This window comes from Pseudoalteromonas sp. B160 (assembly GCF_037162485.1).
Classification (GTDB): domain Bacteria; phylum Pseudomonadota; class Gammaproteobacteria; order Enterobacterales; family Alteromonadaceae; genus Pseudoalteromonas; species Pseudoalteromonas rhizosphaerae.
The window spans coordinates 1,201,189-1,220,398 of record NZ_JARLUX010000001.1 but is presented as its reverse complement, the minus strand read 5'-3'; the positions used below and the strand labels follow the sequence as shown (position 1 = coordinate 1,220,398).

Here is a 19,210-nt window from a genome sequence, read left to right as displayed (position 1 = left end):
CCATGAAAATTATTGCACTGTGTCTGCTAGCAGCATTGTTTATCGCTTCTAGTCCATTTGAGATAATGCAGTTTGACTCATGGCAGCTCCCTTTGTGGATTGCTGACTTGAGTTGGGTTGGCATTGAATTATTTGGTGCATTAGTCGCTGTGGTGGTCGTTATTGCCATTATTGCGCTGGTTAGTGTTGGTTTGATTGGCGCAGGTCTAATAATAGGAGTCGGCGTGATGCTGGCTTTGTTGTTTGGTTCTGTGATGATCGCATGGCCGCTACTGCTGATTGTTTTTCTGTGTTGGTTAGTCGCGGATAATAAAAAGGTCGCATAGCTTGCCACACAGAGGTTACCTTAAATGCTAATTTAGCTGACTATTTTTTCGCAAATATGCTAAATTTAGCACTTAAAGTGATTATTATAACAAGGATCGAAATGACTCTTAAGCCATTACTAACTATCTTCACAGCGGCTTTTTTAGCTGTAGGCCTATACTCTCCAGTGCTATTTGCCCATGCAGAGCATCAACATGATACAGCAAGTGATATTGTAGTTAGCAATGCCCAAGTAAGGATTTTTTACCTGGCAGTCAATCTAGTGTTGGTTATTTAAAGCTTGTTAATCATGGTGATGCAGCAGTGACATTAACTAAGGCTAGCCTTGAGAGCTTAGGACGAGTTGAAGTACATGAACATCAGCATGTTAATGGTATGATGAAAATGCAAAAAGTAGATGCGTTAGAGATCAAAGCACATCAACAGCTAGATTTTAAACCAGGCAGTTATCATTTAATGGTTTTTGAACCAAAAGAGCCGTTAAAAATAGGGCAAGAGCTCAAACTCACGCTATATTTTAGCAATGGAGATCGTGTATTTACTCAAGCTACCGTGGTTTCATTAGAAAGCCAAGTTGAGCAAGTATCACAATCTGAACAGCACCATACACATCACTAGGAGATTAAATGTCACAACATAAAGGGAAAATTATAGCAGGGCTAATATTAGTTTTTATTTTATTTTATGCCGTATCTGTGTATTGGAGTGTTGAGCCAAGCCGCGTAAATGTGATCACGCAAGCTAAACAGGATGCGCAGCAGCGTGGCGAAAAACTAGTAACAGGTTACACAACAACTACGGCTTTGATTAATGTTGCCAGCACATTATTGAATAAACCTGGTGGCTATTTATCAAATGATGTAATACCTCCGAGTATTCTTATGGATAATATGCCTGCTTGGGAATATGGCGCATTAGAAATGACGCGCGATTTGGCGCTATCAATGCGTAAAGACTTTAGCCGTTCTCAGTCGCAATCGACCGAACATGAAGCTCTAAAAAAAGCCCAGCCCCAATTTAATATTAGTTCAGAAGCATGGGCGTGGCCAAGTGCCGAGAGTGAATACCAAAAAGGCATTGATTTATTAATTGTGTATCGTACTCAAATCGCTGACCAAAACAGCCGTGACAGTCAGTTTTATGCGCGGGCAGATAACCTACGAGGCTGGTTAAAAGAAGCCGAAAAACGCCTTGGTAGTTTAAGTCAGCGGTTAAGTGCCAGTGTTGGTCAAGATCGGTTAAATACTGATTTAGCCGGTGACAAAGAAGCACATCAAGCGACTTATGCACCATTACAAAATCAGATAAAAACCTCTTGGTGGGAAATAGATGACGTGTTTTATGAGTCACGCGGTGCAACTTGGGCTTTATTACATTTTTTGCAAGCGGTAGAATATGACTTTGCTGATGTATTAGAGAAAAAGAATGCACGTGTGAGCTTACAACAAATTATACGTGAGCTTGAAGCAACCCAAGAGACTGTTTGGAGTCCGGTGATTTTAAATGGTAATGGTTTTGGTTTTGTTGCTAATCATTCATTAGTAATGGCAAATTATATTTCACGAGCCAATGCGGCTCTTATTGAACTTAGCGAACTTTTAGCGCAAGGATAACACATGAAAAAGTACTGTTTAGCCGCTGCCCTTTCGATGGCATTTTTGGCTCCAGCGGCTCACGCTGACACCCTTTTAGGTTTATATGTTGGTGTTGATGGCTGGCAATCTGATAATTCAGGTAGCTTTTCAGATAGCGGTAATATGCAAGACTTTAATTTTGAAGATGAAACCTTCATCAGCTACTACGCAGCGCTTGAGCATCCAATTCCATTAGTGCCAAATATAAAGTTAAAGTATACCGAGCTTGAGTTAAATGGCTCAACCTTGCTTAATGAGACGTTTGAGTTTGGTGGTACTTCATTTACAACCAATACCACAGCAACTACGATCAGCGACTTATCACACGTTGATTATATTTTATACTATGAGATATTTGATAATGACTTATTATCTATCGATTTAGGTGTAAATGCTAAGCAGTTTGATGGCGATATTGTTGTTACTGGTACAGCAAATGGTAAAGCAACAACAGAAACTGTGGATTTTTCAGGTTTTGTGCCATTAGTTTATGGTCGTGCTGAAGTAGGCTTACCGTTAACGGGTTTAAGTGTTTTCTTTGAAGGTAGCTTACTTGCTATCGATGATAGTAAAGTACAAGACTACCAAGCGGGTATTGCATGGGCTTTACTTGATAACTTAGCGGTAGATTTAGATATCAAAGCGGGTTACCGTCAAATGACGCTAGAGCTTGATGATATTGATAATCTATATACTAATATTGATGCATCAGGTCCATTTGCAGGCATACAAATTCACTTCTAATTTGTTTGCTTTGGCGTGGTACCGTTATTTAATTGCGTGCCACGCTACTTCAAACTCTTCCTCAAGTGCACTGCTTAACAATTGCTTATAAGCCTTATTAACTGGCGTGTTAATCAATTTTCTAAGTTCATCACCCGTTTGCGTAAATTTATAGTAACTGAGCACTAAATCGTTATTTTTTGGTTTGAGTACGACCCGTTGGGTTAAAAATGTCAGATTCATTTCTTGGCCAGCCTTAAGCGCTGCAGATTCAATTTCTTTACGGTAGATTAGGCCAATATCCATCAAAGTTAATACATCAGGAAAACTGATCCCAGCTTTACCTAAGTTAAACGATACTTTATTGCCTTTGCGTAGCAAATCAAATAGCGAAGGTTTTTTATAAAAGCCTAATAAAATTAAATGGCTATTATCTTTTTCATTATAGCCACAAATTGCGGTACATTTTTGTAGTGCATCCGCTTCGCGCTGGGTCATCTGCTTAAGTGTTTGTAAGCTTTTAATTGAAAATGTTCCCGGTGATACAGTTTCTCCCGCTAAAATTTTTGCCCACAGTTTTTGCATTGATTCGTTTGAAGTATCTTCACATAGTGCAATAAAGCGTTCGACCCAATCACTGTCAGGTTGCCCTTTACTAGTTACGTCGGGGCAAAAATCCATAGCCATAGCCATAATCGCTTCAATATTTTGTTGTTGTTTGATAAGTAGTAATTGTTGGCGATGTTGGGCTCTATTGAGCGTTGAGTTATCACTATTGACTTGATAGGGCAGTTTACTTTGCCCTTGTGGACCATAACTATCATCACTGGCACTGGTAAGGCGAGTCGAACTGGTTTTACTCATCGAGTAACCTAGTTTAATTTCAATTATATGAGCAAGGTTAATTTTTGCTTGGGCTGTTTGAATCGTCATCGATCTTCTCGCTGTGTGTTGCTGTTTGCAGCTGCGCAGTAGTTTTTAAATTATTAAGTCCAAGTTTCACCGTATTTGCCAAAATATATTGGCTAAATAGCGCCAAATAGCCACCTAGAATCGAAGTAGTAACTTCGCCATCTAGTGAGCATGTTACTTGATTTCCATTAGCTAGAGGTGAAAAAGAGATCACACCTTTAATAATATGTTCTTCATTAAAGAGAATATTAAAATTGATTTTAGTGCTGCTTATATTGGTAATCGTCATTTCACCTACTCCCCAGCTACTTTGCCAAAACTGATGAGCACCCACGCCAGAACTAGGCTCTCCAATAGTGAAAACAATACTTGGATCTACTTTTTGCCAAGGTGACCAGCTAGTCCACTTGGTAAAATCACTAAGCAACGGGGTGATACCTGTTTGCGGAGCATGAATTTTAATGCTCTTTTGGACTTGGTATTGTTGTGGTAATAGCAGTCCAATTACCAGTAAAATCAAAGTAATCAGAAAAATAAATTTAGTAATTCTGGGTAAAATATTAATGGCTGTTCCTTAAATTATAAATTCTACTATCGCACAGCAAGGTGCTGAATATCGACTATAATCTGTAAACCAATATTCATTAATCATCGACATTAATACTGTATCATAAGTTAAATAGTGATAACTTATTAGTCAATAATGAATTGTCTTAATATTAAATGATGGCGCGCAATATTTGAATTTAAAGGATTTGGAATGACGTCAGAACACAATGATTTTTTGTTTTTCAACCATGAAGACGAGCCTCATGAAGAAGTTGCGCCCAAAGATTACTGGGATGTTCTGATTGTTGATGATGATCCTGAAATTCACACTGTAACAGAACTAGCGCTCTCAGGCGTTGAGTTTTGGGGAAGAACACTGCGTTTTCATCATGCTTATTCTGGCGCTGAAGCAGTTGAAGTGTTAGCTAATACTAATAATGTGTCGGTATTACTGTTAGATGTAGTCATGGAATCCGATGATGCAGGCTTAAAAGTAGTTAAAGAGGTACGCGATACGCTGAAAAACCATAACGTACGAATTATCTTACGAACGGGTCAGCCCGGATATGCGCCTGAAGAGCGAGTGATCCGAGAATATGATATCAATGATTATAAAACTAAAACCGAACTTACCCGCAGTAAGCTAGTTACCTCGTTAGTTACAGCTATTCGCTCATACGAACAAGTTTGCCAACTTGAATATCAAAGCAAAGCGTTAAATAATATTCTGTTAGCCTCAAAGGCTATTTTAGGTTTTACCGACATTAAAGCATTTACTATGGCGGTGATTAAGCAGCTCTCGGTAATTTTAGATTGTGCGCCAAGGGGGTTGTGTGTGGCAGTCTGGATGATAGCTATCAGGTTCAAGTGTTGGGTGGTTGTGCTGAGTTTAGTGCTTTTATTGGCCAAGGTGTAGAACAACTTGATGATGGGCGGATTATTTTGCAAGTGCAAAATTGTTTTGAGTTTGGCGAACATCAGCACACTGAGCACGACACTACGTTTTTATTGAAAAGTAAAAATCGTCAGGCTGCTATTTACTTAGAGTACGTTAGCCAACCAAGCTTAACACAATTGCAATTTGCTGAAATTTTCTTAACAAACGTCAGTGTAGGCTTAGATAACGTCAGACTTTTTAATAAACTCAGAGATGCAGCCTACAAAGATGTGTTAACAGGTCTTGCCAATAGAACTGATTTTATTGAACAAATTGAAAAGTATCATCGGTTAAATAGTAACGAGTATATATTTATTCTAATTGATGTCGCACATTTCTCAGACATCAACAATGGCCTGGGTCAAGAGGTGGGTAATCACTTGCTTACTTCAATCGTTGAACGGCTCAAGCAAGAATACCCAAACGCTAAATTACTGTCACGGATTGGTGCAGATGTATTTGGTTTTTTAATTGAGCGCGATGGATTTGATTTAAACGAATTAAGTGAAAATTTAAGTTTGCCGTTTGCAGCAGCAGAGCATTTGTTACCGGTTAATTTTAAAATTGGTTTGTGCGAGCAACAGGACTTTCAAACCACAGGTATTGAAACACTTAAGCTTGCGTATATCGCACTCAATCACGCTAAAAAAGGTAATCAGGGGAATGCTGTTTGTTACACTCCCGATATGGAAGAGCAAATGGCTTGGCGATTAGGGATTATTCGCCAGCTTCGCCAAGACTTTGAAAATAATAAATTGGAAGTCTGGTATCAACCGCAATTGGCGTTTAGTGATTTGTCATTAAAAGGCTGCGAAGCATTACTACGTTGGCCGTCGGGACAAGGTAACTATATTTCCCTCGCGGTTTTTGTGCCACTTGCTGAAGATGCAGGGCTAATTGTTGAGATTGGTCAATGGGTATTGGATCAGGCTTGTCAGCAGCAAAAACGTCTTGAGGCTCAAGGTGTTGAAATTTGTATTGCGGTCAATGTGTCGGTACCGCAATTTAAGGTTAAAGGCTACGCACAACAAGTCAAAGATACTTTGCGAAAATATCAGGTCAACCCAAAAAATATTGAATTAGAAGTTACCGAAAGTGTGGTGATGGATGATCTCTCGATGGTGATTGAAACACTGCAAGATCTAAAAGAGTTTGGTATTGAAGTGGCGATAGATGATTTTGGCACTGGTTTTTCATCACTGAGTTATTTGCAAAAGTTACCGTTGGATAGGTTGAAAATAGATCGTGCATTTGTCAAAGACTTACCCGAAAAAGACAGCGGCGCAATTGCCAAGCTGGTTATAGCTCTTGGCGCGCAGCTCGGATTAAAAACGATTGCAGAAGGTGTTGAAACACAAGCACAAGCTGATTTTCTTAAGCAATTGGGTTGTGATGAAGTGCAAGGTTTTATGTACGCTAAACCGATGCCTGAAGTTGAGCTTATTCAATATATTGAAAGTAAAAAATAATATTATGTTTGATGCCAGTGTAAATAGCTAATATCGCTTGGTGATTAATTCGGGTATACTTTGCGACCTTTTTTAAAGCAATTGGTTACTTTATATGAGCGCACTTAAAGCCAAGCGAGCGTTATTCTCATACCCTAAATATTGGGCTGAGTGTTACGGCACAGCACCATTTTTACCAACTACACGCGAAGAGATGGATGCCCTTGGCTGGGATAGCTGCGATATCATCATTATCAGTGGTGATGCTTATGTAGATCACCCTAGCTTTGGTATGGCGGTAATTGGTCGTGTACTTGAAGCACAAGGTTTTAGGGTCGGTATTATCGCTCAGCCAGAATGGGATTCGAAAGATGCCTTTATGGCACTTGGTAAGCCTAACTTATTTTTTGGTGTGACTGCCGGTAACATGGACTCGATGATCAACCGCTATACGGCTGAAAAGCGTATGCGCCATGATGATGCCTACACGCCTGGTAATGTGGGTGGCAAGCGTCCTGATCGTGCGGTGATGATTTACTCACAACGATGCCGCGAAGCCTACAAAGGTGTGCCAATTGTAATAGGTGGTATCGAAGCCAGCTTACGTCGAATTGCCCATTATGATTACTGGCAAGAAAAAGTTCGCCGTAGTATTTTATTTGATGCCAAAGCCGATATTCTTATTTACGGTAATGCTGAGCGACCATTAATAGAAGTTGCTCATCGTATTGCCGCCGGCGAAACGATGGATACCATTCAAGATATCCGTGGTACGGCGGTTATTCGTAAAGAGCCATTACCGGGCTGGCGTGGTAGTGATTCTACCGCGATTGATAAAATTGGTAAAATTGACCCAATTCCAAACCCATATGGTGCAGATGATGTGGGTTGTAGCAAAAGCGAATTTAAAAAAGCGGGTATTGATTTACAAGCTGAAGCGGCAAAACCAATTACCATTCAGCCAGCGCGTCCTAAACCTTGGGAAAAAACCTACGTTAAGCTACCTGCGTTTGAGCAAGTGAGTGTTAATAAACCACTGTACGCTCATGCATCACGTATTTTACATCAAGAAACGAACCCAGGTTGTGCTCGAGCGTTATTCCAACGCCATGGCGATCGCTCTATTTGGGTTAACCCACCTGCGTATCCGCTTGAAACACATGAAATGGATGCGGTGTTTGGATTGCCTTATCAGCGAGTTCCGCATCCAAGTTATGGTACTGCAAAAATCCCCGCTTACGACATGATCAAAACCTCAGTTAATATTATGCGAGGTTGTTTTGGTGGCTGTAGTTTCTGTTCAATTACTGAGCATGAAGGACGGATAATTCAAAGTCGTTCACAAGAATCGATTATTGAAGAAATCGAACAAATTCGTGACAAAGTACCAGGGTTTACTGGGGTTATTTCGGACCTTGGTGGGCCAACTGCTAACATGTATAAACTGCGTTGTAAGAGCAAAAAAGCTGAGAGTACCTGCCGACGTTTATCATGTGTATATCCTGATATTTGTAAGCATATGGATACCGACCATACACCGACTATCGAGTTGTATAAAAAGGCCCGTGAAGTTAAGGGGATTAAAAAAATCCTAATAGCCTCTGGTGTTCGCTACGATTTAGCTGTGCAAGACCCTCGTTACGTCAAAGAACTCGTAACCCATCATGTTGGTGGTTATTTAAAGATAGCGCCTGAGCATACCGAAGACGGGCCATTATCTAAGATGATGAAACCAGGCATGGGCGCATATGATCAGTTTAAAGAGCTTTTTGATAAATACTCAAAAGAAGCAGGGAAAAAGCAGTACCTGATCCCTTATTTTATTTCTGCGCATCCTGGCACTAAAGACGAAGACATGGTGAACATGGCGTTGTGGTTAAAGTCGAATGATTTTAAACTAGATCAAGTGCAAAATTTTTATCCGTCACCAATGGCTAATGCCACCACGATTTATCACACTGGGATGAACTCGCTGCGTAATATTAAAAATAATACTGAGCAAGTACCGGTGCCAAAAGGCGCGCGTCAACGTCGTTTACATAAAGCGATATTGCGTTATCACGACCCAGCAGGTTGGCCGATGATCCGTGAAGCACTGCGTAGTATGGGCAAAGCCAAGTTGATTGGTAAAGGTCCAAACTGCTTAGTGCCAGAAGAAACCCGTGACGAAAAATCGCTTAAAGCAGGTAAAGGCGGGCGTCCAGCGCTTAGCCGCCACACCGGCTTTAGCCAGTTTAAAAAAGCCAATACCAAACCTAAGGTTGGCGGTAATCGTCAGCGGGCTAGGTAATTTTCGGTAAATAAAAAACGCCCAGCATTTGCTGGGCGTTTTAATTTATAGTTGTTTATTCTTCAGCTTATTCTTCAATGAAAGCTTCGCCTTCGGTCATCCACTTAGCGGCAGGCTTGCCTTTTAAGTAGTGATCAAAGTACTGCATCATCCGAATTGAAAAATCCACTTGGTTAGGGAATTTCTTTAAGTGGTGTGGTTCACCTTCATACTGCAAAAACGTCGCATCTTTGCCTGCACGGCGCAGCGCTAAATAATACTGTACGCCTTCGTGCCATGGTACAGCATCATCTTTATCGCCAAACATAATTAAGATTGGTGTATTTACTTTATCAGCGAAGAATACCGGTGAGTTTTCGATGTAAAGCTCTGGCGCTTCAAACAAGGTTTTACCAATACGGCTTTGCCCAGTTTCATATTGGAACTGACGCGCTAATCCTGATTTTAAGCGAATACCGCTGTAAGCGCTGGTCATGTTTGATACGGGCGCACCCGATACTACCGCTTTGAACATATCAGTTTGGGTGATCATAAAGGCACTTTGATAGCCCGCCCATGAATGCCCTTGTAAGCCAATTTTATCAGGGTCAGCGATACCTAAATCAATCAGCTTTTGGGTGGCGTTGATCATGGTTTGCGTTGATGATTTACCAGGGTGACCAATTTCAAAGCGAATATCAGGTAAGAAAATCGCGTAACCGTTCGAAGTAAACATTGGGAAGTTAGGGCGGTGGTTTAATTCCATTTTAGGGAAATCAAACATGCGTTGACTCATATAACGGTAAAAATACACCACCACTGGCACTTTATCGCCCTTTTTATAGCCTGCAGGCTTTATCAATACGCCTTGCAAGTCTTCGCCATCGAAGCCTTTATAGCTAATTAGCTCCGGTTTTTGCCCCCACGCAAAGTCGTTAACTTGTGGGTTTAAGTTAGTAACGCGTTGTGGCTTTTTAAAGCTAAAATCAGTTTGATAAAAATCAGGGAACTGCTGATAAGTTTGCTCAGTGAATAGGTATTTATCGGCATTTTTAGCTTTTTTTACCACGTCAAAACGTTTTTTACCGCTTAATACTTTGCTGATCGAGTTATCAGCAAGATTGAATTTTGCTATTTCAGTTTGCTTTTGCTGTAAGTTTGTAGCACTTAGCAACAATGTATCTTCTTTTTTAAAGCCAACTTGGTCTTTATCAAGTTTGATGACTCGATATTGCGTGTTGTTTTCTTTGCCTTGTGTAAGGCGTGTGGCTTTGAGGGTTTTAACGTCAAATGCCCAGATATCGTATTTGCTATATACCAGCACTTGGCTACTATCAGTTAACCAACCGGCAAAACCATAACCCGGTTGAGTTGAAGGGTAATCGTGCTGATCATCAGCGAACGTTGCTTTAATCGCTGTTGTTAAGATACTGACTTTATTGTTACCTAAGTCTTTGAGTTGCACTTGGCTATTTTCAAAGTAAGCTGCAAATTGTCCACTGGGTGATAGGCTAGGCCTAAACGGGTAATCACTGATAATTGCTTTACGCTCACCATTTTGCACATTGACTGCATAGTAGTCAGCAAAAAAACCGCCATACATAATACGTTTAAGATAGGGTAAATTTGAAGAACCAAGTAACGCAGTGCGATTATTGGTATTGAGTGCCACATCTGGCATGTCAGTGTTACTTAGTTGCGCAACTTGTTTGCCATTAAGATGGTAAACGGCTTGATAATGACGATTTTTATTGCTCTCGTTCCATTGCAGCTCTTCGCGGGGTTTAATTTCGGCATCGTTGTTATGCCAAACGTGAAGGCCTTTTTGGTCGCGTATCGTATCGTAATCAAATAACGAGGCTTTATCTGTGTATTTCTTTTCTTTAATTTTTTCCGCTAACTTAGGGTGATTTTCAAAGTACAGGCGTTCACCGTCTTCAGACCAGCTCAATTTTGCTGTTTTACCAATAGTCCAATCTTTTTCAGGGGAAGCAATATTTGTAAGCTGTTCGTTTTGCCACAGTTTTAGCTGATGATCGCGACGGCGCATATCGTCATTTACATAATTACCCAGTGTAAATGCGGCAATATTCTTAGTTGGATGCCATACTATTTTGTTTGCCACCACGCCTGGTTCATCAATTAATACACTCGTATCAAATGTTTGGTTTAATGTAATTAATGCTACTTGGTTATCGTTACCGTCAGGATAGCTTTGGCTGACCAGCAGCTCGCTGCCAAATGTATTGATTGCGTAACTAAATACGCTATTTACTGTATGAGTTGTTTTATCTTTTAAATTTACAACAATGAGCTCAAATGCTTTGTCTTTCTTATCTGGTTTGATTTCACTGGTTTTAGCGGTGTTTTTTGTGTCATCAATATCTTTATTATCAGCGTCTTTATCTGCTTTTTCATCAAAGCGATAAGCTAACCAGTTACCATCATCAGAGAGCTGGTAATCTTTTACGTTCTCAAAAACGTGTTGTTCCCCCGTTATTGTATTAACGAGTACTAGATTGTTTTTTAAGGTGTCTTTCTTTTTTGTGGTTTCTTTTTCAAGCAAAGTAGGGACTTGGGTGAATGCTACCCAGTTAGCTGCTTTGTTGATCTGAGGTTTAGTGCCGCGCTCAATTTCTGCAAGTAATTTATTATTGTTTAAGGTATAGACTTGGCCTGTTGCATCGCCACGGTATGGGGTTGCACTAAAGCTCAGTACTTCACCATTTTCAGATAATTGCGTTGTTTTAGCTGCTTTGAAATCGAATACATCTTTAAATTGTAGCGGCTCTTTTGCTGATGCCGTGGCACTGCCAAGGCTTGCAACCAGTGCTACGCTGAGTAGGGAAAGTTGTGCTTTCATTGTTACTTCTCGTTTTGTTTCATCTGTATCATCATAACGAGTTTGTTCAACAATTCGAGTAGAAACGATAAGCGGTCGAAAATAAAGGTTGAAAGTAACATTTATAAAAAAACCTTGTAGGAAAACCGACAAGGTTGATGATTTTAGGAGCTAGGAGCTAGGAGCTAGGAGCTAGGAGCTAGGAGCTAGGAGTTAAAGCCATATTTTTTGTAATTCTAACCACTGTTTTTCAAATTGCGCGCTAGGTTTTGCTTTAAAGTCACTGCGGACAAATTGGTTCATCTTGCCTTCAATGTAGGCAAGTAAAAAGTTGGCAATGGTTAACTCATCACTTTGAAAGGTTTTACCTTCGCGAAGTTTGCGCTCGCGTAGTACTTGTTTTAGTTGTGTTTCAAGCTTTTCAAACAAGCTTTGTACACGCTCACGCAAGCGTTCTTGCTCACCTTGCAAGGCGTCGCCGGTCAAAATACGAGTGATCCCTGGATTTTTCTCAGCAAATGCCAGTAGTAGCAATAAAATATTATAGATACGGCTTTGAGTTTCTTTTTCGTTTTCAAGAATGAGATTTATGCGCGACAACAAAGTGTCTTCAATAAACTCTATTAAGCCTTCAAACATCCGTGCTTTACTCGGGAAATGACGATAAAGCGCAGCTTCAGAAACGCCTACCTCAGCAGCTAATTTTGCTGTGGTGATACGTTGACCTGGGCTGGTTTCTAACATTTGTGCGAGTGCTTGTAGTATTTGCTCTTTGCGATTACTTCTTTTTGTCGCAGGCATGAACATTCCTTTCTTTATAATTATTTACTTAGCTTTTGGCGGCTACTTATCACTCACTTTTTGAGCAAGCGATAAGGGCTATGTTAATGTTTTATTCAGTTTCTTTCCAGCCTTTTTACAATCGTTTAGCAAGCTCACTCATTACACTCAGTGCTAATGCGCTTTTGGTATCGACGGGCAGTTCTTTTTGTTCATTATGCCAGAACAGTGTTAAAGCATTATGATCTGAATTAAAACCAAGGCCGGTTTGTGATACATCGTTAGCGCAGATCATATCGAGGTTTTTATTGCTGAGTTTGCCTTTCGCATAGCTTGCGACATCTTGAGTTTCTGCGGCAAAGCCAACTGTATATGGGCGACCCTCTGTAAGGCTAGCAACTGCGGCAATTACATCAGGATTTTTAACTAAAGTGAGTGTCAGTTCATCGCCTTGTTTTTTCATTTTTTGCTCGGCAATCGCTGCGGCGCGATAATCGGCAACCGCGGCGCAACCAATAAAAGCATCCGACTTTGGAGCAAAAATAAGCGATTGTTCAAGTAGTTGCTCAGCGGTCTCAATGTTAATTAGGTTAACACCTGGTGGTGGCGCAATTGTTACCGGACCTGAAATCAGGTTAACCGTTGCTCCTAAACTAACTGCCGCATGTGCAAGCCCAAAGCCCATTTTCCCAGAGCTGTGATTTGATATAAAACGCACCGGATCAAGTGGCTCACGAGTTGGCCCTGCGGTGATTGTAATTGTTTTACCAGCTAGTAGTTGCGGTTGCGAAGGTTGCGTGCAAAGTGCCACTAACTGATGTGGTTCAAGCATTCGCCCTGCACCTACATCACCACATGCTTGTTCACCCTTACCTGGGCCCCAAATTGCAATGCCACGCTGTTTTAAAGTTGCTAGGTTAGCTTGAGTTGCTGGGTGGGCATACATTTGTTGATTCATTGCAGGCGCCACTGCTACTTTTGCGGGGGTTGCCAGCAATAGAGTGGTGAGTAAATCATCTGCAATGCCGACTGCCATTTTTGCGATGATATTAGATGTGGCAGGAGCGACTAATATTAAATCAGCCCATTTAGCAAATTCAATATGGCCCATAGCGGCTTCAGCAGATGGATCGAGCAAAGAGTCTGAGACCATTTCACCACTTACGGCCTGCATGGTAAGCGGAGTAATAAAGTGCTTAGCTGACTCAGTCATCACCACTTTTACATCACAACCATGATCTTTTAAACGTCTAACAAGTTCGGCGCATTTGTAGGCGGCAATACCACCGCTGATACCAAGTACAATTTTTTTATTTACTAATTCTGTCGTTAAATTGGTCATTAACTTTGTCATACTCTGATAAAACTGTTTGTCGATATGCGCTAACGATAGCAAATCTTTGCCTTGGGGACGAAGTTTTAATATGGAATTTATTCGCAGTTTTACAGGCGAAATTTTATTTTTGCATTACAGTTAAATTATAAATCATTTTTCAGGGACGAAATAATGCAGCTCACCTCTTTACCAAGTAGCCAGCGACCACGCGAAAAGTTATTGGCGAAAGGGGCTAAGTCGTTAAGTGATGCCGAGTTATTAGCGATATTTTTGCGAACGGGTTTACCGGGCATGAATGTAGTTGAGTTAGCACAACATTTAATGACACAAAATCAAACACTGCATAACTTATTTAATGCATCAATCGATGATTTTTGTGCACAAAAAGGACTGGGCACAGCAAAATTTGTGCAACTTCAAGCAGTACTGGAATTGAGTCGTCGTTATATGATGGAGCAATGTCAGCGCGAAGCGGTATTTAATTCACCGCAATCAGTATATGACTATTTAACGATTGAGCTGCGAGGCTTGCAGCAAGAAGTGTTTATGGTGTTGTATTTAGATAGTCAGAATCGCTTAATTAAAGAAGAAACACTTTTTTATGGCACTATTAATGCGGCATCTGTTTACCCAAGAGAAGTCGTCAAAGCGGCTTTAAAAAATAACGCTGCGGCACTTATTTTGGCTCATAATCATCCATCAGGTATTGCTGAACCAAGCCAAGCTGATAAATTAATTACCGCTAAATTGCAGCAAGCTTTGCAATTAGTCGATATAAATATTTTAGATCACATCGTTGTTGGGGGAGATAATTGTGTTTCGTTTGCAGAACGAGGCTTGATTTAAGCGTATTCAAATCACTAAGCGTGTTAAAAATGAGCGGTTTAGTGCTTATTTGCAAATTAGTTTAATTTAAATGCAGTTTTTACTTTCCCTAAGGGCATTCGATCTTTATAATTAGCCGCTATCAAATTTACACATGAGCTGGTTGGATTAGATCAATCACTTGATCTTTGCCTGTATAAGCTGTATAAAGAGCGCCCTTCGATTTATCCCTGGGGCACAAAATACATAGCCTAGGGGACAAATTAAGCTCGAGCGAAGTTATTGGAGATATATAGACATGTCTAAAGTATGTCAAGTTACAGGTAAGCGTCCTGCGGTTGGTAATCACCGTTCACACGCGAGAAACGCGACTAGACGTCGTTTCCTACCTAACCTACAAACACACCGTTTTTGGGTTGAAAGTGAAAAACGTTTTGTAACATTACGCACTACTACTAAAGGTATGCGTATTATCGATAAAAAAGGCATCGACACGGTTCTTACTGAAATCCGTGCTCGCGGCGTAAAAGTTTAAGGACCTGAGTCATGCGTGATAAGATCCGTTTAGTTTCTACAGCTGGTACTGGTTTTTTCTACACTACCGACAAGAACAAGCGTAACATGCCGGAAAAAATGGAAATCAAAAAGTTTGATCCAAAAATCCGTAAACATGTTCTTTTCAAAGAAGCTAAAATCAAGTAATTTTAGTTTTCTATGAATATCAAAAACCCAGCTTAGGCTGGGTTTTTTGTTTTTCAAATGCGTAGTTTTTCCGTTCTCGAATCACAGATTATTCGTTTATATCATCGTCGACTAATTTTAAAAATGTGTCATAACAGGTAACATGTGCGTTGTTATCGTTGATGCAAACTAAATTTCGGCCGTGATGTTTAGCAAAGTAGAGTGCCTTATCAGCTCGCTCTAATACTTTTAAAACGCTATCATTACTCTTTTGTATAGCGGTTACCCCAAGGCTGATAGTGATAGGCATATTGGCAACTGTATTTGAGCTAATTAAACTCCTTAATTCATTCGCTTGCTTTGCTGCATCCAACAAAGCAGTGTTGAGTAATATTATTACAAACTCTTCACCACCCCAACGGGCGATTAACGCTTGCTCACCTATTTTTTGCTGCAACAGATGAGCAAACTCTTTTAGTACTTTATCGCCAACTAAATGCCCGTGGGTATCATTAATTTTTTTGAAATAGTCTATATCACACATAAGTAAACAATGAGATGCTTGAGAATGCTCGCTTTTAGTTATTAATGCCGATAACTCTGCATCAAATTTTTGTCTGTTGTATAACTCAGTCAACTTATCTGTTTCTGCTAACTTTTTAATTTCGTCATTAAGGTTAGATAAGTTTTGATACGCTAACGAACGTGTTTTTTCGTAAAATCTAAAAATTAGAATATGAGCGATACTGACTTCGATAGTGTTAAATAATGATCCTAACCCTATGGTTATTGTTTGTTGTTGCTGTGTATAAATTAAGTATGCACAAATAGAGAATGCAATTGCGCTGATGATGCTTCCCCGTTTTCTGCCTATTAAAAAAAATGCAAAAGGGGGATAAGCGTAGCCCATAATATTGAGAATGGATTTCCGCCTACCGAAATTATAAATAATATAGCTAAGCTGCTAGCCATTAATGTAACAGCCCATGCGGTTACATTGACGTTGCCAGATTTGTAAAACCAGAAATAAATAGTTAATGAGATAACAAGTCCTAAACAGTCAATTAAGGCAAGGTCTAATTGCTCGAAATAGAAAACATTGAGTACTGTTAAAATGAAAAAGTAAGCCGTTGAAAATAGTAAAAAATGGGCGATTAAACGTGCTCGCCAAAAATCTTTGTGATCCTTTGCAAATTGCGGAGACTTACTGTACCAAAACCCTAACATAAATGAATATTGCCTAATTATTTATGATGTTAAGTATTACTTATTTGCAGAGTCCTGTGTAGCACAAATATTAACTGATAAGTTTTAGGTATAAAAAAACCTTGCAGGAAAAACCCACAAGGTTAATATTTTTAGCACCTAGCACCTAGCACCTAGCACCTAGCACCTAGCACCTAGCACCTAGCACCTAGCACCTAGCACCTAGCACCTAGCACCTAGCACGTTAGAGCTTTGCAAATGCATCTTGCAGTGGTGGTACTACTTGCTTTTTACGGCTCAGTACGCCGTCTAGCCATACTTTTCCGTCTTTGGGCGTTACACCATAAGCAGTTTCAACTAGTGTTGCATCGTCAGATACGATCAGCATTTGTGAGCCTTCTTTCATGATGTCGGTAAGTAATAAGAATACCGAGTGGCGTCCACCTTCTTCTTTAAGCTTAGCAATATCAGCTTCAAGGTCTGCTTTAATATCATCAAATACCGCTAGATCGATAACTTCTAATTGACCAATACCAACTAGTTTACCGTTCATGTTGAAGTCTTTAAAATCACGCATTACTAAATCACGCGCTGGAGTATTCTCAACTGCTGACTTAACACGGAACATATCCATGCCTAATTCTTTAAAGTCCTCGATGCCGGCAATTTCAGCAAGCGCTTCAACACATTTAATATCAGCTGTGGTGCAGGTTGGTGATTTGAAAATAACCGTATCACTTAAAATTGCACACATCATGATGCCTGCAATGTCTTTTGGAATTTCAACATTGTAGAAGTCATACATCATTTTAATGATCGTGTTTGAGCAGCCAACAGGGCGGATCCAGCATTCAAGAGGTGTAGAGCTGGTTAAATCGCCTAGTTTATGGTGATCAACAACGCCAACAACGCGAGCTTGATCGATATCATCAGGTGCTTGCGTTTTTTCAGTATGGTCAACGATGTAAACATCTTCACCGGCATAACTTAATTTTAGCTCTGGTGCTTCAAAGCCGAATTTATCAAGAATAAACTGCGTTTCAGGTGATATTTCACCAAGACGAGTTGGAATTGCTGGTTCTTCGATTTGGTTTTTCAAATATGCGAGTGCGATTGCACCACAAATAGAATCTGAATCTGGGATTTTATGACCCACTACATACATTGACATGACGGAACTCCTTAAATTTTGCCGTATTTTAGCAAAGTAATTTAACTTTGACACATTCGCGTTGGTGATTTTTTGTAATATTCAGTCTTAACAGTAGTTAAAAAATTCAACTGCCATTTTTATATGTTTTTGGTTACACTTTAACTAATTGAATCTTTTAGGAAGAACTCAAATGCAGTTAGGTCGCAGGGGCTGGAATAATGTGGTTATTTTTTCCATGCTGTTGATGATTTTCTTTTTTAATGGATTACATACAAAACTCAACAGTGGTTCAGAACAATCTAGTGTGCAAAGTGTATTGCCAGCGCAAAACTTTATTTTAGCTCTAGAGTTTCCCGATCAAAAAATAGAGCGCATAGGCACTTCTTGGCGCGCCACTGCATTAATCAATAATGCACCTGCTAGTTTTTGGCAAGCAACAACAGCAAACCTTGTGGCATTAGTAAATGAATGGCAGAGCATGCAATTGTCGGTCGCTGAGAATCAGCAAGCATTCCACAATACCTCAGCTTTGACTGTAGCAACCGTATGGTTGGCAGGCGAGCAACTTCCTTGGTTGTATCAATTATATAGCGCACCACAAGGTTATTATTTATTAGATAAAAGCAACCAGCGCGTGTTATCACTTGATAAAGCAACTGCGCAGCGTTTATTCCCTAGTTTTAATTTTTCACAAAGTGAGCCTAAATAGTATGCCTGAATTACCAGAGGTTGAAGTTAGCCGAATGGGGATCACCCCACATATTTTGCAGCAAACAGTTACAAAGGTGAATATTCATAATCCGAATATGCGTTGGCCTGTGCCGGATGATGTGTACAAAATCGCTAACTTAGCTGTTTTAGCTGTTGAGCGTAGGGCAAAGTATTTGCTACTTGAGTGTGAACTGGGCAGCATTATTTTGCATTTAGGTATGTCGGGTAATTTACGAGTTGTTGAACAAAATGAGCCATTAAAAAAGCATGATCATATCGAGTTTATATTTGCCAACGGTAAAGCATTGAGACTAAATGATCCACGCCGATTTGGTTGTTGTTTATGGCAAGCGCCCGGAGAATGTCATAGCTTACTGAGCAAACTGGGCCCTGAGCCACTCACTGATGAATTTACTGCTAAGCGCGTATATGAGCAGTCACGAAATAAGAAAGTGCCAATCAAACAATTTATTATGGATAACGCTGTGGTGGTTGGTGTGGGTAATATTTACGCTAACGAGTCTCTTTTTAAGGCCGGTATTCATCCAAAACGTGAAGCAGGAAAAGTATCACAAGCGCGCTATCAGCAATTAATCCCTATTATTAAAGATACTTTGGCTGCGGCTATCACTCAAGGTGGCACGACATTAAAAGACTTTGCCCAAAGTGATGGTAAACCAGGTTACTTTGCACAACAGTTATTAGTTTATGGCCACAAAGGTGAGCCATGTATGGTATGTAAGAAAGCATTAACAGAAATTCGTTTAGGGCAACGTAGTACAGTGTACTGTAGTCAATGCCAAAAATAAGTTAAGGCATGTTGCACTTGAGAGCTGCTATTTGCAGCACTGGGAACAACACGCCTGAGGTATGTACC

16 protein-coding genes and 2 pseudogenes are annotated in these 19,210 nt (G+C 40.1%); 11 read left to right on the top strand and 7 right to left on the bottom strand.

Annotation, left to right across the window (positions count from 1 at the left end; translation table 11 throughout):
- The first annotated feature begins 2 nt into the window (after positions 1–2).
- From P4S61_RS05645 to P4S61_RS05630, 4 genes and pseudogenes are all read left to right on the top strand, one after another.
- Entirely contained in the window at positions 3–326 is a 324-nt protein-coding gene (locus P4S61_RS05645) for a hypothetical protein (RefSeq protein WP_145234667.1), read from the top strand.
- Positions 327–427: 101 nt separating this feature from the next.
- Positions 428–945, top strand: a pseudogene (locus P4S61_RS05640) (copper chaperone PCu(A)C).
- 8 nt (positions 946–953) lie between these two features.
- Positions 954–1,940, top strand: a complete 987-nt coding sequence (locus P4S61_RS05635; RefSeq protein WP_145234671.1) for a DUF2333 family protein — start codon at positions 954–956, stop codon at positions 1,938–1,940.
- Between the two features lie 3 nt (positions 1,941–1,943).
- Entirely contained in the window at positions 1,944–2,705 is a 762-nt protein-coding gene (locus tag P4S61_RS05630; RefSeq protein WP_145234674.1) for a TIGR04219 family outer membrane beta-barrel protein, read from the top strand.
- Between the two features lie 24 nt (positions 2,706–2,729).
- Here P4S61_RS05630 and P4S61_RS05625 read toward each other — a convergent pair whose 3' ends face one another.
- Both P4S61_RS05625 and P4S61_RS05620 read right to left on the bottom strand, forming a co-directional pair.
- Positions 2,730–3,617 (bottom strand): TIGR03899 family protein, encoded by an 888-nt coding sequence (locus tag P4S61_RS05625; protein ID WP_145234676.1) that lies wholly within the window; start codon positions 3,615–3,617, stop codon positions 2,730–2,732.
- Positions 3,586–4,116, bottom strand: a complete 531-nt coding sequence (locus P4S61_RS05620; RefSeq protein WP_182820153.1) for an SRPBCC family protein — start codon at positions 4,114–4,116, stop codon at positions 3,586–3,588. Before P4S61_RS05620 ends, P4S61_RS05625 begins: the two co-directional genes overlap by 32 nt.
- Positions 4,117–4,356: 240 nt before the next feature.
- On the opposite strand from P4S61_RS05620, the pseudogene P4S61_RS05615 reads away from it, so the two are divergent.
- Together P4S61_RS05615 and P4S61_RS05610 are read left to right on the top strand one after the other, a co-directional pair.
- Positions 4,357–6,551: pseudogene (locus tag P4S61_RS05615) on the top strand (bifunctional diguanylate cyclase/phosphodiesterase).
- Positions 6,552–6,645: 94 nt separating this feature from the next.
- Positions 6,646–8,820, top strand: a complete 2,175-nt coding sequence (locus P4S61_RS05610; protein ID WP_145234682.1) for a YgiQ family radical SAM protein — start codon at positions 6,646–6,648, stop codon at positions 8,818–8,820.
- 67 nt (positions 8,821–8,887) lie between these two features.
- On the opposite strand, the gene P4S61_RS05605 is transcribed toward P4S61_RS05610, so the two are convergent.
- The 3 genes from P4S61_RS05605 to coaBC form a co-directional block, all read right to left on the bottom strand.
- The gene (locus P4S61_RS05605) at positions 8,888–11,662 is read right to left on the bottom strand and encodes an alpha/beta hydrolase family protein (RefSeq protein WP_182820152.1); all 2,775 of its coding nucleotides are present in this window, start codon (positions 11,660–11,662) and stop codon (positions 8,888–8,890) included.
- Between the two features lie 192 nt (positions 11,663–11,854).
- Complete coding sequence (gene slmA / locus P4S61_RS05600) at positions 11,855–12,442, bottom strand: nucleoid occlusion factor SlmA (protein ID WP_145234700.1); 588 nt, start codon at positions 12,440–12,442, stop codon at positions 11,855–11,857.
- Between the two features lie 115 nt (positions 12,443–12,557).
- Complete coding sequence (coaBC, locus tag P4S61_RS05595) at positions 12,558–13,775, bottom strand: bifunctional phosphopantothenoylcysteine decarboxylase/phosphopantothenate--cysteine ligase CoaBC (RefSeq protein ID WP_404936454.1); 1,218 nt, start codon at positions 13,773–13,775, stop codon at positions 12,558–12,560.
- A gap of 153 nt (positions 13,776–13,928) precedes the next feature.
- Between coaBC and radC the strand changes: the two genes are divergently transcribed.
- The 3 genes from radC to rpmG all read left to right on the top strand — a co-directional run bounded on the left by radC (position 13,929) and on the right by rpmG (position 15,284).
- The gene (gene radC, locus P4S61_RS05590) at positions 13,929–14,603 is read left to right on the top strand and encodes a RadC family protein (RefSeq protein ID WP_145234702.1); all 675 of its coding nucleotides are present in this window, start codon (positions 13,929–13,931) and stop codon (positions 14,601–14,603) included.
- A 277-nt stretch (positions 14,604–14,880) separates the two neighbouring features.
- Positions 14,881–15,117 carry a 50S ribosomal protein L28 gene (gene rpmB / locus P4S61_RS05585; RefSeq protein ID WP_004335549.1) on the top strand — a complete coding sequence of 79 codons (237 nt, stop codon included), beginning with the start codon at positions 14,881–14,883 and terminating at the stop codon, positions 15,115–15,117.
- Between the two features lie 11 nt (positions 15,118–15,128).
- On the top strand, positions 15,129–15,284 hold the full coding sequence (gene rpmG, locus P4S61_RS05580; RefSeq protein ID WP_004335545.1) for a 50S ribosomal protein L33: 156 nt from the start codon (positions 15,129–15,131) through the stop codon (positions 15,282–15,284).
- A gap of 88 nt (positions 15,285–15,372) precedes the next feature.
- Here rpmG and P4S61_RS05575 read toward each other — a convergent pair whose 3' ends face one another.
- Positions 15,373–16,173, bottom strand: a complete 801-nt coding sequence (locus tag P4S61_RS05575; RefSeq protein ID WP_337117924.1) for a GGDEF domain-containing protein — start codon at positions 16,171–16,173, stop codon at positions 15,373–15,375.
- A 540-nt stretch (positions 16,174–16,713) separates the two neighbouring features.
- Positions 16,714–17,640 (bottom strand): manganese-dependent inorganic pyrophosphatase, encoded by a 927-nt coding sequence (locus tag P4S61_RS05570; RefSeq protein ID WP_149983161.1) that lies wholly within the window; start codon positions 17,638–17,640, stop codon positions 16,714–16,716.
- Between the two features lie 172 nt (positions 17,641–17,812).
- Here P4S61_RS05570 and P4S61_RS05565 point away from each other — a divergent pair, with 172 nt between their 5' ends.
- Both P4S61_RS05565 and mutM read left to right on the top strand, forming a co-directional pair.
- The gene (locus P4S61_RS05565; RefSeq protein WP_182758373.1) at positions 17,813–18,331 is read left to right on the top strand and encodes a hypothetical protein; all 519 of its coding nucleotides are present in this window, start codon (positions 17,813–17,815) and stop codon (positions 18,329–18,331) included.
- A 1-nt stretch (position 18,332) separates the two neighbouring features.
- Positions 18,333–19,142, top strand: coding sequence for a bifunctional DNA-formamidopyrimidine glycosylase/DNA-(apurinic or apyrimidinic site) lyase (gene mutM, locus P4S61_RS05560; RefSeq protein ID WP_337117922.1), 810 nt, complete (start codon positions 18,333–18,335; stop codon positions 19,140–19,142).
- The last annotated feature ends 68 nt before the right edge of the window (positions 19,143–19,210 follow it).